Below are 15,331 nucleotides of genomic sequence, written 5' to 3'. Positions count from 1 at the left end.
AAACCCTCGGGCCGCGGACGGTTTAAATCTGACCGTCGGCGGCGTCGACCGCCGCGTAGTCGGTCTCGCAGGGGCGCCCGTCGGCGAACCAGTAGCGACCCGCGCCCGAGTCGTCGAGCGCGACGAGCGACGACGACCGGGTGCCGTACCCTCCGCCGGAATCAGCGGATTCCGGCTGATCCGCCGGGTGCGACCCGGCGACGTCGCCGTGGACGCAGACGCCGAGGTCGTGGTCGGCCAGCACGCCCTTCATCCGGTCGAGCCACGCCTCGGTCGCGGTCTCGTCATCGACGGGGTGGACCACCTCGCGGATGCGGGCCGACTTCGGGGCCTCGCCGTCGTACCCCTCGTTGACCACGACGTGGACGCCCGGGTCGAGGGCGGTCGTCCGGAGCACGCCGTCCCACTCCAGCAGGACCGCCCGATCGGCGTCGGCGACGACGAGATTGAACCCGGCGTAGTCGCGCTCGGCGAGCTCTGCTTCGACGTGCGCGACCGCGTCGGAGGCGCTCTCCTTCGCCAGCGCGTCGCGGACCAGCAGCCCGCGCGAGCGTTCGCCCTCGATGTCGGCCCGGCGGTTCGTCACGCCGACGAACAGGCCGGCGTCGTTGTACCCTATCCACGTCCCGCCGGCCCGCTCGTCCCGGGGCGCGATCACGGTCGGGGCGTCGTCGAGTACACCGTCGGAGCGAGTCCCCGAGGAACCCCCGGTCGCTTCGCTTCCGAGGACTCCGGGCGGCCGCGAGGGGCGACCGGTCGCCTCGTCGCGATTGGCCGCGGCGGCGACGGGCGTCCCGTCGAACACCTGCCACGCCAGGATGAGAGTGCACACGACTGCAAGTAGGGACCTGCGGTGCTAAAAGCTCTCGACCACGGCTAGACCCGACGGGGAACCGATTCGACTGACTCCCGACCGCGCCACCGCATCCGGTCGCTCGGATATCGTCACGATAATAATGGCATCGGCTCGTCACGTCGAGCATGTCGACAACGTCCTCTCCGTCGGCGGACCCGGGCTGGTCGCCGTCGTTTCGCCACGGAGTCCGGCCGGCGGTCGCGTTGCTCCTCTTCTTCGCCGTCTGGGCGCTCGCCTCGAACGCCCTGTTCGCGCGTCTGTTCGGCGCCGAGTCCAGCGTCGCCGCCGAACAGCTGTTCGGTATCGCGTCGTCGGCCGTCCAGTTCGGCGTTACCGTGCTCGTCCTACGGTACGAGGGGGTTCGGCTCCGCGACGTCGGGTTCGCCGTCCGACTGCTGTATCCGGCGCTCGTCGCGACGGCCGGTCTCGTTCTGGTGCTCAACGTGCTGTCCGCCGGTCTCGTCGTGCTCCGCGGGAACGAGCTCTCGGTCGGGTTCTTCGCGCACGCCCGTTCCGCGCCGTACGACTACTCGCTGCCCGCCGCGGTCGCTGGCGGCGTCCATTACTACCTCTTCGTCGGGCCGGCCGAGGAACTGGCGTTCCGCGGCTACCTCCAGAACAAGGTGACGTCCCTGGTCGACCGCGGGAGTGACCGGCTTCAGATCGTCGTCGGAATCGTCACGGCAGCGACCGCGTTCTCGCTGATACACGTCCCGACGATCCTCATCCTCGACGACCCCACGCTGGGGAGCGTTCTCGGCCTGCTCCTGCTGCTCGCCCTCAGCGGAGTGGCGTTCGGAGCGATCTACGCGCTGACGCGGAATCTGTATCTCGTGGCGTTCCTCCACGGGATCGGCGACTTCTCCCCGCTGTTCGTCGCTGGGGGGTCGGTCGCGTGGCCAAATTGGGGGTTGATGGCGGTGTGCTACGGCCTACTTGTCGTGCTGTACCGCCGGTGGGTCGTCACCGCGCCGAGGTCGACGCTCGGCGTTACGACGTGACCCGGGTATCGCTCGTCGCCCAACGGTCCGCGGTGGTTCCGTCGGTTCGATCCCAGAATACGCTCCGGCCGGGGCGGAGTTCGATAACCGTTCGCGGAGCACGCCGGTCGAACGGGCCGCCGTACTCGGCTGGCGACGTCAGGTTTCCTCCGCGCCGTCTCCACTCGCACTGCCGAGTCGCTCCCGGACAGCCTCGCGCTCGACCGTCCCGGAAGCGGTCCGCGGGAGTTCGTCGGCGAACGCGACCGTCCGGGGCCGCTTGTAGCCGGCGAGGCGGTCCTGGCAGTGGGCCTCGATCTCCGCCGGCGAGAGGTCGGCATCCGCATCCGATTCCGGCTCTACGAGGGCCGCAACGCGCTCGCCCCACTCCTCGTCGTCGAGGCCCACGACCGCCGCATCGAGGATTGCGGGGTGCTCGCGGAGCGCCTCGACGACCTCGCCGGGGTGGACGTTCTCGCCGCCGGTGACGATGCGGTCCTCTCGGCGGTTCAGGACCCAGAACCGCCCCGCCTCGTCGCGATACCCCACGTCGCCGGTGTGGAGTCCGCGCTCGCCGAACGCCGCCTCGGTCGCCTCGGGGTCGTCGTAGTACCCCCTGGCGACCGTCGGCCCCGAGACCACGAGCTCCCCTGTCTCGCCCGCCGGAACGGGGTCGCCCCCGTCGTCGACCGCGGTCAGGTCGGTCCAGAGCAGCGGTCTGCCCACGGTCCCCCGGTGGGCGAACGCCTCACGGGGTCGCGCGGTCGCGATCTGGGAGGCGGTCTCGGTCATGCCGTAGGTCGGGTGGACCGGCACGCCGCGGGCCTCGCAGCGCGCGAGCAGGTCGTCGCCGGCGGGCGCGCCGCCGAGCAGGACGAAACGGAGCGATCCGGCGAGCGCGTCCCGCTCGTCCAGCATCTGCCGGAGCATCGTCGGCACCAGCGAGACGCCCGTGGCGCCGTACTCCGCGATGGCGTCGGCCGCGGCGCCCGCGTCGAAGCCCTCCTGGAGGACGACGGTCCCGCCGTAGAGCGCCGACCGGAGGGCGACCGACAGCCCGCCCATGTGGTACATCGACAGGCAGAGCAGCCAGCGGTCGTCCGGCGTCGCGCCCAGCCGGAACGCCGACGTGACGGCACTGGCCAGGAAGTTCCCCATCGAGAGGTCCACGGCCTTCGGGTCGCCCGTGGTGCCGGAGGTGAAGAGCAAAGCCTGGCGGTCCGACCGCGACCACTCGGCGGGCGAGAAGTCGACGGGGTCGGTCGCCGAAAGCGCGGTCGCCGACTCGTCTCCCTCCGCAGGGGCAGGCGAGTCGACCGACGCCACCGGCACGTCCGCAATCGCCGCGGCGTCTGCTCGCGGGTCGTCCCTCCCCGCTCGCTGCTCCGAGGCGTAAAGCGCCTCGCTCTCCGTGTCGGCCTCGCAGATCAGCAGGTCAAGGTCGGCCACCTCGGCCTGCCGGGCCAACTCGGGGCGAGTGAGCCGGGCGTTCAGCGGGACCAGCACCGCGCCGAGTCGCATCGCGGCGTGGACCAGTCGGACGAACGCGAGCCGGGTCTCCATCAGCACGCCGAGGTGGTCGCCCTCTCCGAGACCGAGCGCAGCGAGTCGGCCCGCGGTCTCGTCGACAGCGTCGTCGAGTTCGGCGTACGTCCACCGAGTTCCGCCGTCGGCCTCGTTCAGCGCCGTCGACTCCGGGGCGGCCCGCGCGCGGTCGGCCAGCCAGTCGCGGGTCGGCGCGTCGATCGCTCGCCGCGCGGTCGCGTCTCCCGCCGCATCCGCCGACTCCGGCGCGTCAGTCATGGTACCCCCACGTGTCCGCGGTGCCGTTACCGGTGCCCTGGGGAACGACCGCCCGTCCGTCCGCGACCGGCGCGATGTCCGGTCCGAGGTCCTCCTCCAGCATCGTCGCGGTGGCGAGCCCGCAGGCCGGCACCGACGGGATCGCGGCCGCGACGTGGACCGCGGCGGTCCGGGCCACCGCGGCGTCGATGGTCGTCGTCACGACCGGGGAGACGCCTCCTTCGCGGGCGCGCTCGGCGAGCGCCGCCGCCCTGTGGGGGCCGCCGAGCGCCATCGGCTTCAGGACGACCGCCTCGGGGTCGGCGTCGAGCGCGTCGTCGAAGTCGACCGCGGACAGCGTCTCGTCGAGCGCGACCGGGCCCGAGAGCGCCGCGAGGCCCGCGAGGTCGGTCGCCGGCAGGGGCTGCTCGACGTACGCGAGGCGGTCGCCCGCGGCGTCGAGGAACTGCTGGGCCTGTCCGCGGTCCCACGCCGCGTTGGCGTCGGCCCGGAGTTCGATGTCATTGTGGGCGTCGCTCACGGCCTCGACTCGCTCGATGTCCGCAGACAGCGAGCGGGCGCCCACCTTGAGCTTCAGGCAGTCGAAGCCGGCCGTCGCGGCGCGCTCGGCCGCGCCGACCGTCTCGGCCTTCGGCGCGTCGCCGACCGTCGCGTTCACCGGGACGCTCTCGACCGCGCCGTCCGCGCCGAGATATCGGTACAGGGGAACCCCCTCGCGGGACGCCGCCATGTCTGCCAGCGCGAGGTCGAGGGCGTGGCGCGCGGCCGGGGTCGCATCGAGGTCTGCGAGCAGGTCGGCCGGGTCCTCGCCGGTGTCGATCGCGTCGACCGCGTCGGTCAGCACCGACTCGCACTCGTCGTGGTGCTCGGTCCACCCGGGCAGCGGGCCGGCCTCGCCGACGCCGACCGCGCCGTCGTCGGCCTCGATTCTCAGGAGGAGCCCCTCCCGGCGCTCGACGGCGCCGCGGGCCGTGTCGAGGGGGTCGGCCAGCGGGAGCGAGAACGGGCGGAGCTCGGCGTTCATACTATCAGACCCAGCGCGAACAGCGCCGAGAACGCCGCGAGCAGTTTGCTGGTCCGGGCCAGCGCGGGGTTGAGCGCCTCGCCCGAGGTGTCCGTCAGGACTGTCCGGGTGACGTCGGCGGCGTACGGGACCGTCACGAGCGGGAGCAGGACAGCCGGGGAGTAGTCGCGGGCGAGCCAGAACCAGAACGGAACGGCGTAGGAGAGCGCGAGCAGCCCGACGAACTCGGCCCTGCTCGCGCGGTAGCCGAGGATGACCGCCAGGGTGCGCTTGCCGGCCTCGCGGTCGGTCTCGAGGTCCCGGACGTTGTTCACGACCAGGATGTCCGTGGAGATGGCCGCGACCGGGAGGCTGGCCGCGAACGCCGCGAGCGTGACGGTGCCCTCCGGGACTCCCAGCGGGAAGGGCCCGGCGAGCAGGCTGGCGGCCTGGACGTAGAAGGTGCCCGTCACCGCCACGACGCCGAAGAAGACGAAGACGAACAGGTCACCGAGGCCGTGGGAGCCAAGCGGGTACGGCCCGCCCGCGTAGGCGATGCCGGAGGCGACGCTCGCGAGGCCGATGACGAGGATGGGCAGGCCGCCCACGTAGACCAGGTAGACGCCGACGAGTATCGCCAGGGCGAACGTGGCGTACATCGCGCGCTTGACCGACTGAGGGGCGATGAGCCCCGACTGGGTGACTCGGGTGAACCCCTCGCGCTCGTCGGTGTCGACGCCCTTCACGGCGTCGTAGTAGTCGTTGGCGAAGTTGGTGCCGATCTGGATGAGGGCCGCGCCGACGAACGCCGCCAGCGCGGGCAGCGGCGCGAACTTGCCGACGGCGAACGCGAGTCCGGTGCCGACGACCACGGGCGCGGCGGCCGCCGGGAGGGTGTGGGGCCGGGCGGCCATCAGCCACGCCTCGCGGCGGGAGCGGTCGGTAGCCATGTCGCTCATTGTCGGAGGTTACGGCGAGTGAACAATAGCGTCTGCGGTTTCGAGAGCGCGGCGGCGAGCACCGCGGCTACCGAATCGGATGTCCGAGAGAAGCGTTCTCCGTCCGTATCTACCCCTTGTCGCCAGAACCACTTAAATCGCGGTCGCGGCCGACCCGCAAGCGGGGTGACGTCCCGTCGAAACCTCAGTCGTCGCCGGCCGCGTTGAACTCCCGGGCCGCCTCGCGCAGCTCGTCGGACATGCCCGGCACCTCGTCGGCCGACACCTCTCCCTCGGCCTCGATCTCCTCGACGGACTTCGGGAACTCCCGGAGGGCGTAGTGGATGTCGATGCCGGCGTTGGCGCCCTCGCCCATCGCGACCGGAATCTGGTTGTGGCCCGGCGTGAGGTCGCCGACCGCGTAGACGCCGTCGACGCTGGTCTCGCCCGCCTCGCCGACCGCCACCGTCTCGTCGTCGTTGCGCTCCAGACCGAGCTGGTCGACCAGTTCGGCGTTGTAGTCCGAGCCGTACATCGGGAAGCCGCCGCGGTATTCCCGGAAGGTGCCGTCCTCGAACTCGAAGCCCGCCAGCCAGCCGTCGTCGGCCTTCTCCATGCCGGTGACTTCGTCGTCGACGATGTCGACGGGGTGGGCGCGGAGCTGGCGGTCGGTCTCCTCGCTCCACGTCGGGTCGTCGCCCCGTGTGAGCAGGTCGACCTCGTCGGTGAAGTTGAGCATGATCATCGCGACGTGGGCGGCCGACTCGCCGGCCCCCATCACGAACACCGGCTCGTCGACGAACATGTAGGCGTCGCAGTGGAGACACCAGTGGAGGCCCCGACCGGTCGGTGGCAGCGGCGGGTCGGGTCGGACGTCGTTGAATCCCGTCGCGAGGACGACCTTCTCCGCGACGAACTCGTCGCCGTCGGTGCCCAGGCGGAACCGGCCGTCATCGGCACGCTCGACCGATTCGACGTACCCTCGGACGTAGTCGGCGCCGTAGTGCTGGATCTGCTCGCGCGCGGTCCGGAGCAGTTCGTTGCCCGAGACGTCCTCCGTGATGCCGATGACGTTGTGCGTGTCGGCCATCATGGCGGCCCGGCCGCCGCCCCGGTTGACGACGACCGTGTCGTGGCTCAGTCGGGTGGTGTACAGCGCGGTCGTGAGCCCCGCGGGCCCGCCGCCGACCACCGCGACCTCGTACTCCCGGACGTTGTCAGTCATCGGGTAGGAGTAGGAACCTGACGGCCTTAAGTCGGCGGGCGACGGCGAGGGCGGCCGGGAGGGATGGAGTTCAGGGGTCGGTTAGTAGGTCTCGACCTCGACACCCGACGAAGAAAAAAGGTGGTAGTCAAAAGGTCGTTAGTAGTGCCAGTCGAACTCGTCGAAGTCGGGCTCTCGGCCCTCGACGAACGCGTCGCGGCCCTCCTTCGCCTCGTCGGTCATGTATCCCAGTCGGGTGGCCTCGCCGGCGAACACCTGTTGGCCGACCATCCCGTCGTCGGTCATGTTGAAGGCGTACTTGAGCATCCGCATCGCCGTCGGGCTCTTCGAGTTCATCTCCTCGGCCCACTCCAGCGCGATGTCCTCCAGGTCCTCGTGGGGCACCACCTCGTTGACCATGCCCATGTCGGCGGCCTCCTCGGCGTCGTAGTTCTTCCCGAGGAAGAATATCTCGCGGGCCTTCTTCTGGCCGACCTGCTTGGCGAGGTACGCCGACCCGAACCCGCCGTCGAACGACGCCACGTCGGGGTCGGTCTGCTTGAAGACGGCGTGCTCCTCGCTGGCGATGGTCATGTCGCAGACTACGTGCAGGCTGTGGCCGCCGCCGACCGCCCACCCGGGCACCACGCAGAGCACCGGCTTGGGGATGTGGCGGATGAGCCGCTGGACTTCGAGGATGTGGAGCCGGCCGCCCTTCGCGGCCCGGTCGGTCTCGCCATCTTCGCCCCGGTACTCGTAGCCCTCCTCGCCCCGGACGGTCTGGTCGCCGCCCGCGCAGAACGCCCACCCGCCGTCCTTCGGCGACGGGCCGTTGCCGGTCAACAGGACGCAGCCCACGTCGGTCTGGCGTTTGGCGTGGTCGAGCGCGTCGTAGAGTTCGTCGACGGTCTTCGGGCGGAAGGCGTTGCGGACCCCGGGGCGGTCGAACGCGATGCGCACGGTCCCGGAGTCGACCGCGCGGTGGTAGGTGACGTCGTCGAAGTCGGGACCGGCGGCCTCCCACTTCTCGGGGTCGAAGATCTCGGATACCATGTGTCGGCGTGGGGGCGGATTCCGCAAAAAGATTCCTCGTTCGGATTTCCGGGGGCGTGGATTGGCTCGACCAATCGACTACGGGGTTGGTGGAATCGAGGCCGATCGAACAACGAAGACCGCGATCAGCTAGCTTCAGCCGTCACCTGTGTCCCGCCCCGCACCGCGACCGCGAGCCTCATCCCGCCCCAGCCGACTGCGTTGCTCGCGTCGTCGCTTCGCTCCTCGTTGCGCTACTCGTCCACCTTCAGAGCAGAGCTCTGACGAGCCTGCGCTCGCCACGCTCGCGCAGACCTCGCACGCACCGGCGGGGTCACGGGGACCCCGCCAGCGCGCGCCAATTCCAGGAGTCCCCCAGGGCGCCAGTTGCCTTCCGCGAGACGAACTTACTTCACGCGGTGGTCCGTGACGTAGGCCATGACAGACACGAGCCAGCGGGCCGTCTCCGCGCGGCTGGCCGACCGCACCGCGAGCCTCGATCGCTCGAAGATCCGCGTGATGTTCGGGCTCGCCGAGGAGGCGCTGCGGGAGTCCGACCGGGACATCGTGCGCCTGGAGGTCGGCGAACCCGACTTCGGCACGCCGGACCACGTCATCGACGCCGCTGCGGAGGCCGCCCGCGAGGGCGCGACCCAGTACACCGAGAACGCCGGCATCCAGCCCCTCCGGGAGGCCATCGCCGACACGATGGCCCGCGAGAGCGGCGTCGAGGTCGGACCCGAGCGGGTCACCGTCAAGAGCGGCGCGATGGATGCGCTCGCGACGGCGATGATGGCGCTCGCGGGGCCGGGCGACGAGGTCGTCGTCCCGACGCCCGCGTGGCCAAACTACGTGAACCAGGTCCAGCTGGCCGGTGCGACCCCGGTGACGGTCCCGTTGCCGGCCGAGACCGGGTTCGACCTCGACCCGGAACTGGTCGCCGACCACGTCACCGAGGACACCGCGGCCGTCATTCTGACGAGTCCCTCGAACCCGACTGGCCGAGTGTACGACGAGGACGCAGTCGCCGCTGTGGCCGACGCCGCCGCGGCCCACGACGCCTACCTGGTCGCAGACGAGGTGTACGGCCGGCTCACCTACGACCGGGACTTCCGGGGCGCGGCGTCGTACGTCGACGACGCCGACAACGTACTGACGGTCGACTCCTGCTCGAAGACCTACGCCATGACCGGGTGGCGGCTCGGCTGGCTCGCCGGACCCGAGCCGGTGGTCGACGCTGTGACCCAGATCAGCGAGAGCACGACCGCCTGCCCGTCGAGCGTGAGCCAGCAGGCCGCGCTGGCGGCCCTGACCGGACCCCAGGAGCCGGTCGCCGAGATGAAGGCCGCGTTCGCCGAGCGACGGGACTTCGTCGTCGACCGCGTGGCCGAGATGCCGGTCGTCTCCTGTCCCCGGCCGGAGGGCGCGTTCTACGCCCTCCTCGACGTGAGCGACCTGCCGGGCGGGAGCTTCGACGTCGCGAAGCGCCTGCTCGCGGAGTACGGCGTCGTGACGGCGCCGGGCGACGGATTCGGCGACGCCGGCGAGGGCTACGTCCGCATCAGCTTCGCCAACAGCCTCGACCGCATCGAGACCGGCCTCGACCGCATCGAGCGGATGGTTCGCGACGAGACGTAGGAAACGAGGCCGCAGACGGTATGTGGCTGGATCGCACGGAAGGTAAGGAGTTATCCCGGACGCGTCTGAAGGCGTCCCCATGGCAGACCGCCCGCTCGACCTCGCGGACCTCTACGACCTGCGCCGGATCGGAAGCCCAACCGTCTCGCCGGATGGCGAGCGCGTCGCGTTCGTCGTCGCCGAGGCTGACGAAGGCGAGGACACCTGGCACAACAGCCTCTTCGTCGCGCCGACCGACGGGAGCCGGGACCCCCACCGACTGACCCGGCTTCCCGGCGCGAGCTCGCCGAAGTGGAGCCCCGACGGGAGCGCGCTCGCGTTCGTCGCGAACCGCGAGCGAGACCTGGACTTTCGCGCCGGCAGAGACGAGGGGGAGAACGGTGACGGAGCAGAAACGGACGAGGAGACGGAAGATGACGGCGACGAGACCGGCGAGGACCGCCCGCAGGTCTGGGCGTTCGACCTCGAACGCGGCGGCGACGCCCGTCAGCTCACCGACTTCGAGGAGGGCGTCCGGAGCTTCGACTGGGGACCCGACGGCGAGCGCCTCGTGGTCGCGGCCCGGGACCCGACCGACGACCAGCGCGAGTACCTCGACGCCCGGCGCGACGACGAGGGCCCGATAGAGACCGAGCGCCTCCAGCACAAGTTCGACGGCCACGGCTGGCTCGACGACGTGGCCTCGTACCTGTTCGTGGTCGACCGCGAGTCCCGCGAAGCGACCCGCCTCGACGACGCCTACGGCGGCGGCGCGATGGAACCCCGGACCGGACTCAGTCCGGCGTGGTCGCCCGACGGCGACCGCATCGCGTTCCTCTCGAACCGGACCGACCGCCCCGACGACTCGGGCGCGATGCACGTCTACACGATCGCGCCCGACGGGTCGGACCTCCGGCAGCTCACCGAGGGCGACCTGTTCGTGCGCGACTTCCGGTGGCATCCCGACGGCGAGAAGCTCGCGCTCGTGGCCCGGACGGCGTCGAACTGGTACGACACCGCCGACCTGCTCGTGGGCGACGCCGACGGCGGCGACTGGACCGACGTCTCGGCCGGACTGGACCGGAAGCTCGCGTGGGGAGGAACGCCGGCGTGGGTGGGCGACGACACCCTGCTCGCGCCGGTCGCCGACGAGGCCCGGACGCGCCTGGCCCGGTTCCGGGTCGACGGCGACCCCGAGCGCGTCTACGACGGCCAGGGGGAGGACCGGACGCTCACCGGCTTCGACGCGGCCGGCGGAACCGTCGCGATTACGCGCTCGGCCGCGGACTCGCCCTCGGAACTGTACTCGCTCTCGGTCTCGGAGATCGCCGCCGGGCCGGGCGACGAGGACCCAGCGCGTAAGCTCTCCCGGTTCAACGCCGACGTCGTCGCGGACGTCGACACGCCGCGGTACGAGCGCGTCAGGTTCGAGAACGGCGACGGCGACGAGATCGAGGCCATCGCATACCTGCCCGCAGACTTCGATTCGGAGACCGACGACCCGCTCCCGCTGGTCGTGAACGTGCACGGCGGGCCGATGTCCTACGATACGCCCGGGTTCGGCTTCACGGAGACGTACTGGACCGGGCAGGGCTACGCGGTGCTGGAAGTGAACTACCGCGGGAGTACGTCCTACGGCCAGGCGTTCAGCGAGCAGATCCGGGGCGACTGGGGCCCCCGCGAGAGCGACGACATCGTCTCGGGCGCGCGCGAACTGGTCGACCGCGGCGTGGCCGACCCCGACCGCCTGTTCATCACCGGGTTCTCGCAGGGCGCTATCAACACGCTCTACGTCGTCACGCGGACCGACGAGTTCGCGGCGGCCGCGCCCGAGCACGGCATCTACGACTTCCACGGGCTGTACGGCACGGCCGACACGCAGCTCTGGTACGACGCGGACCTCGGCCTGCCGTGGGAGGAGCCCGAGAACTACCGCCGCATCTCCAGCATCCAGGACGTCGACGAGGTCGACACGCCGGCGCTGATTACCGCGGGCGAGGAGGACTGGCGGTGTCCGCCGTGGCAGGCCGAGCAGCTCTACGTCCGGTTCAAGAAGCGCGGCGTCCCGTCGAAGCTCGTGGTCTACCCCGGCGAGCACCACAACGTCGGCGACCCCGAGCGGGCGATCCACCGGCTCCGAACGCTGACCGACTGGTTCGAGCGCCACGACCCCGCGGTCGAGGGGACCGAAGAGTAGGCCTGGGGAAGGGGCTACCGCTCCATCGCTTCCAGACACCGGCCGAGGAACGTGTTGTGGATGGCGAACACCTCGCCGTCGAGCGCGACCGCGGTGCCGCTGGTCTCGTCGCGCGGGAAGTGCATCTCGACCGCGTCGTCGAAGCACCGGACCGTGGCGTTGAGTTCGCCGTGCCGGTAGAGGTCCTCCTGGTGGTGTTTCGCGACGGCTTCGAGCCGCACGTCGTCGGCCACCCGGGCCATCTCCTCGTCGGTGTACTGGTCGGCGACGTCGTCGCGGACGTACAGCAACTCCGCGCCCTCGTCGTCGTAGGTGAGGACGCTCCGCATGTGATCGCCGACGCGCTCCCGAAGGAACTCCGTCAGCGCTTCGGAGGGCGTCTCGGTCATTGTCGAGATGGAGTTCAGCCCCGTCAGATATTAATATTCCTTTCGTTATCAGAGGATAGAACGACTCCTGATATCGGAAGCCGACCCGAGAGACCTCGAAGACGCCCGTCTCCGAACTTAGTTCGACCGAAGGACGTCGGCCGCGCGCTCGGCCAGTTCCTCCCGGAACCGGTGGCTTGCTTCGGCGTCCGTCGGTACCTCGACGACCTGCGTTCCCTCGCTGGCGACCGACTCGCGGAACGCCGACCGGAACGCGTCGAGGTCGGCCGCTCGTTCGAAGTCGAGACCGTAGAGGTCCCCGGTCGGTTCGTAGTCGAGGCCGTGGGGCGTCCGGAACTGCTCGGTGAACGGCGGGTCGAACTCCTCGATGGGGAGCATGTGGAAGATGCCGCCGCCGTCGTTGTTCACTTCGACGACGGTCGCGTCGACCCCGCACCGCGCGACCGCCAGCAGCCCGTTCATGTCGTGGTAGTACGCCAGGTCGCCGGTCACGATCACCAGGGGGTCGTCGGTCGCGCTCCCGGCGCCGAGGCCGGTGCTGGTGATGCCGTCGATGCCGCTGGCGCCCCGGTTGCCGAGGACCGTCAGGTCGGCCGCACGGGGTTCGGCGAAGCGGTCGAGGTCCCGGACCGGCATGCTGTTCGAGACCATCACGGTGGCGGGGTCGGGCGCCTCGGCCGCGACCGCCGAGAGCACGCCCCCCTCGAACAGTCGCTCGTCGCGCGCCTCGGCGACGAGGTCCCAGTACCGGCGCTCGGCGTCGGCGAACCGGTCGCGCCACGCCGCGGCCGCGTCCGAGTCGCCCGCTCCGTCACCGACAGTAGCGGCCAGATTGCGGGCGAATCGGGTCGGGTCGGCCGCCAGGAGGTCGGTCGCGGTGAACGACGCCTCGCGCCACCCGGCCGCGGGGTCGACGAGGAACTGCCGGGCGTCGCCGGCTTCGAGGTAGTTGCGCAGGACCTTCGAGGTGGGCGACGCGCCGAACCGCACGACGACTTCGGGGTCGGGCCACGCGTCGCCGACCGCGCCGAGGTAGCCGTCGTAGCCGCCGACGACGAGCGGTCCGTCCGCGGCGACTCCGTCCCCGTTATCCGGCAGGAGCGCCTCGTCGTGGCCGAACCGGTGGCCCGAGAGCGGGTCGGCGAGGACCGGGAAGCCGGTCGCGTCGGCGAGGTCGGCGAGGGCGTCGCGGGCGGGCGTCGGGGCGTCCGCGGGACCGGCGACGACGAGGCCCCGGTCGGCGCTCTCGACCGCCCGTCGAACGCGGCGGAGGTCGGCGTCGGCCAGTTCCGGTCGGCCCTGGGCCGTCTCGACGAAGGGACCGTCCCGTCCCTCGGCCGCGAGGGGCGCTTCGCCGGCGAAATCGCCGGGCACGTCGCCCTCGACCTCGACCGGTTCGAGGGGCTTGCGGAACGGGACGTTGAGGTGGACCGGCCCCGGCGGCACGCCGGTCGACTCGGCCACCGCCCGGGCGGCGGTCGTCCGGAGCGACCGGAGTTTTCGCGCTTCGGGCTCGGGCTCCGGCAGGTCGGCGTACCACCGGACGGCGTCGCCGTAGAGCTTCTCCTGGTCGACGGTCTGGTTGGCGCCCGAGTCCCGGAGCTCCGGCGGTCGGTCGGCGGTGAGGACGAGCATCGGGACGCGGGCCCGGTTCGCCTCGATGACCGCGGGGTGGAAGTTCGCGGCCGCAGTGCCCGAAGTACACACTAGCGGGGTCGGCTCGCCGGTGCGCTTGGCGCGGCCCAGCGCGAAGAAGGCGGCCGAGCGCTCGTCGAGGTGGGAGAAGACGCGGACGTCCGGGTGTTCGGCGAACGCGACCGTCAGGGGCGTCGAGCGGCTGCCCGGCGCGACGCAGACCGCCTCGACCCCGGCGGCGGCGAGTTCCGCGACGAGGCCCCGGGCCCAGAGTGTGTTGCGGTTCGGGGCGGGCGAGTCACTCATCTTCGAGTTCGTCGAGGATCGGCCGGTACTTCAGCTGAACCTCCTCGTACTCCTCGTCCGGGTCGCTGTCGGCGACGATGCCGTTGCCGGCGTAGAGGGTGGCCGACGACTCGCCGGTGACCGCACACCGGAGGCCGACCGCGAACGTGCCGTCGCCGTCGGCGTCGAACCAGCCGACCGGGGCGGCGTACCAGCCGCGATCGAACGTCTCGGTCTCCCGGATGGTCCGCAGGGCCGTCTCGGGCGGGAGCCCCCCGACCGCCGGGGTCGGGTGGAGCGCCTCGACGATGGAGAGGACGTGGTCGCTCTCGGTCAGGTCGGCCTCGATCGGGGTCCAGAGGTGCTGGATGGTCGCCAGCTTCCGGACTCGGCGGTCGGCGACCCGGACCTCGCCCGCGAGGGGCGCGAGCTGGTCCCGGATGGTGTCGACGACCAGTTGGTGCTCGTGGGCCATCTTCTCGCTGTTCTCGATGCTGGCCTCCAGCTCGGCGTCCTCCTCGGGCGTCGCCCCCCGCCCGATGGACCCCGCGAGGCCGTCGGCCTCGACCGTTCGACCGCGGAGGGTCGCGAGCCGCTCGGGGGTCGCGCCGAAGAACGCGCCCTCGGTGGTCGGCTCGAAGCAGAATCGGAAGCAGTCGGGGTACGACTCGCCCAGGCGCGCGAGCGCGTCGGGGACCGACACGTCGCCCGCGAGTTCGACCCGGAGCGACTGGGCGAGCGTGACCTTCCGGAGTTCGCCGGCCTCGATGCGCGAGACGGCGGCCGCGACCTGCTCGGCCCACTCCTCGCGGGTCGTGGTCGGTTCCGTGGCCAGCACGCCCGGCGGTCCGCCGTCGTCAGCGCCGTCGCCAGGTACGGCGTCGCCGTCTCCGCCGTCGATCGCATCGGCGAGCGCGTCCCGGACCTCCGCCAGTTCGCGCTCGACGGCGTCGGGCGAAGCGTCGAGCGCCGAGACGGTCAGCCACGTCTCGCCGTTCGCGCGGGTCAGCAGGGTCCGGGGGAGGACGAACTCGGCGCCGCCGAACCCCTGCCACGGCGGGGCCGGGTCGTGGTCGGCGTGGAACGAGAAGCCGCCAAAGAGGCGAGGTCGGGCCTGCTCGGGACCGACGTAGTCGAGGCCGTCGAAGAGGTCGTCCGCGGCGTCCGCGACCGCCGCGAACCGGTCGTCGCCGTCCGCCGCGACGCGGGCCGTCGTGCCCCCGCCCGCGAACTCCGGGCCGTAAGGACTGGTCCAGTACGTTCGGGGCGCGTCCCGGCCGGCGAGGAAGCGCCGGGGCTCGCAGTCCGGTAGTTCGGTAGCCCGGCTCACGAGGCTGGAGCCGGTCTGTTCGGCCGACACCTGTCCGTCGCGCGGCGGAGACTCCATTCAGT

Annotated in this window: 12 protein-coding genes; 3 read left to right on the top strand and 9 right to left on the bottom strand. The window is 71.4% G+C overall.

The window, feature by feature from the left end:
- Positions 1-22: 22 nt before the first annotated feature.
- The gene (locus DVR07_RS05930) at positions 23-832 is read right to left on the bottom strand and encodes an NRDE family protein (protein WP_115795821.1); all 810 of its coding nucleotides are present in this window, start codon (positions 830-832) and stop codon (positions 23-25) included.
- A 149-nt stretch (positions 833-981) separates the two neighbouring features.
- Between DVR07_RS05930 and DVR07_RS05925 the strand changes: the two genes are divergently transcribed.
- Positions 982-1,857, top strand: a complete 876-nt coding sequence (locus DVR07_RS05925; RefSeq protein WP_115795820.1) for a CPBP family intramembrane glutamic endopeptidase — start codon at positions 982-984, stop codon at positions 1,855-1,857.
- A gap of 138 nt (positions 1,858-1,995) precedes the next feature.
- Here the strand turns inward: DVR07_RS05925 and menE are convergent, their stop codons facing one another.
- The 5 genes from menE to DVR07_RS05900 all read right to left on the bottom strand — a co-directional run bounded on the left by menE (position 1,996) and on the right by DVR07_RS05900 (position 7,837).
- The gene (gene menE, locus DVR07_RS05920) at positions 1,996-3,639 is read right to left on the bottom strand and encodes an o-succinylbenzoate--CoA ligase (protein WP_115795819.1); all 1,644 of its coding nucleotides are present in this window, start codon (positions 3,637-3,639) and stop codon (positions 1,996-1,998) included.
- Positions 3,632-4,663 (bottom strand): mandelate racemase/muconate lactonizing enzyme family protein, encoded by a 1,032-nt coding sequence (locus DVR07_RS05915; RefSeq protein ID WP_115795818.1) that lies wholly within the window; start codon positions 4,661-4,663, stop codon positions 3,632-3,634. Before DVR07_RS05915 ends, menE begins: the two co-directional genes overlap by 8 nt.
- Positions 4,660-5,601, bottom strand: coding sequence for a 1,4-dihydroxy-2-naphthoate polyprenyltransferase (locus DVR07_RS05910; protein WP_205254490.1), 942 nt, complete (start codon positions 5,599-5,601; stop codon positions 4,660-4,662). Before DVR07_RS05910 ends, DVR07_RS05915 begins: the two co-directional genes overlap by 4 nt.
- Positions 5,602-5,785: 184 nt before the next feature.
- On the bottom strand, positions 5,786-6,805 hold the full coding sequence (locus DVR07_RS05905) for an NAD(P)/FAD-dependent oxidoreductase (protein ID WP_115795817.1): 1,020 nt from the start codon (positions 6,803-6,805) through the stop codon (positions 5,786-5,788).
- 138 nt (positions 6,806-6,943) lie between these two features.
- The gene (locus DVR07_RS05900) at positions 6,944-7,837 is read right to left on the bottom strand and encodes a 1,4-dihydroxy-2-naphthoyl-CoA synthase (protein WP_115795816.1); all 894 of its coding nucleotides are present in this window, start codon (positions 7,835-7,837) and stop codon (positions 6,944-6,946) included.
- Between the two features lie 417 nt (positions 7,838-8,254).
- Between DVR07_RS05900 and DVR07_RS05895 the strand changes: the two genes are divergently transcribed.
- Positions 8,255-9,454, top strand: coding sequence for a pyridoxal phosphate-dependent aminotransferase (locus tag DVR07_RS05895; protein ID WP_115795815.1), 1,200 nt, complete (start codon positions 8,255-8,257; stop codon positions 9,452-9,454).
- A gap of 79 nt (positions 9,455-9,533) precedes the next feature.
- On the top strand, positions 9,534-11,630 hold the full coding sequence (locus DVR07_RS05890; protein ID WP_115795814.1) for an alpha/beta hydrolase family protein: 2,097 nt from the start codon (positions 9,534-9,536) through the stop codon (positions 11,628-11,630).
- A gap of 14 nt (positions 11,631-11,644) precedes the next feature.
- Here the strand turns inward: DVR07_RS05890 and DVR07_RS05885 are convergent, their stop codons facing one another.
- The 3 genes from DVR07_RS05885 to DVR07_RS05875 form a co-directional block, all read right to left on the bottom strand.
- A complete protein-coding gene (locus tag DVR07_RS05885) occupies positions 11,645-12,019 on the bottom strand; it encodes a DUF7522 family protein (protein ID WP_115795813.1) in 375 nt (124 codons plus the stop codon).
- A gap of 117 nt (positions 12,020-12,136) precedes the next feature.
- A complete protein-coding gene (gene menD, locus DVR07_RS05880; protein WP_115795812.1) occupies positions 12,137-13,960 on the bottom strand; it encodes a 2-succinyl-5-enolpyruvyl-6-hydroxy-3-cyclohexene-1-carboxylic-acid synthase in 1,824 nt (607 codons plus the stop codon).
- Complete coding sequence (locus DVR07_RS05875) at positions 13,953-15,326, bottom strand: isochorismate synthase (protein ID WP_115795811.1); 1,374 nt, start codon at positions 15,324-15,326, stop codon at positions 13,953-13,955. The genes menD and DVR07_RS05875 overlap by 8 nt, the downstream gene beginning before the upstream one ends.
- Positions 15,327-15,331 lie beyond the last annotated feature (5 nt).

This window comes from Halorussus rarus, from assembly GCF_003369835.1.
GTDB classification, from domain to species: Archaea; Halobacteriota; Halobacteria; order Halobacteriales; family Haladaptataceae; genus Halorussus; species Halorussus rarus.
This window is presented reverse-complemented; position numbering and strand designations above follow the sequence as displayed.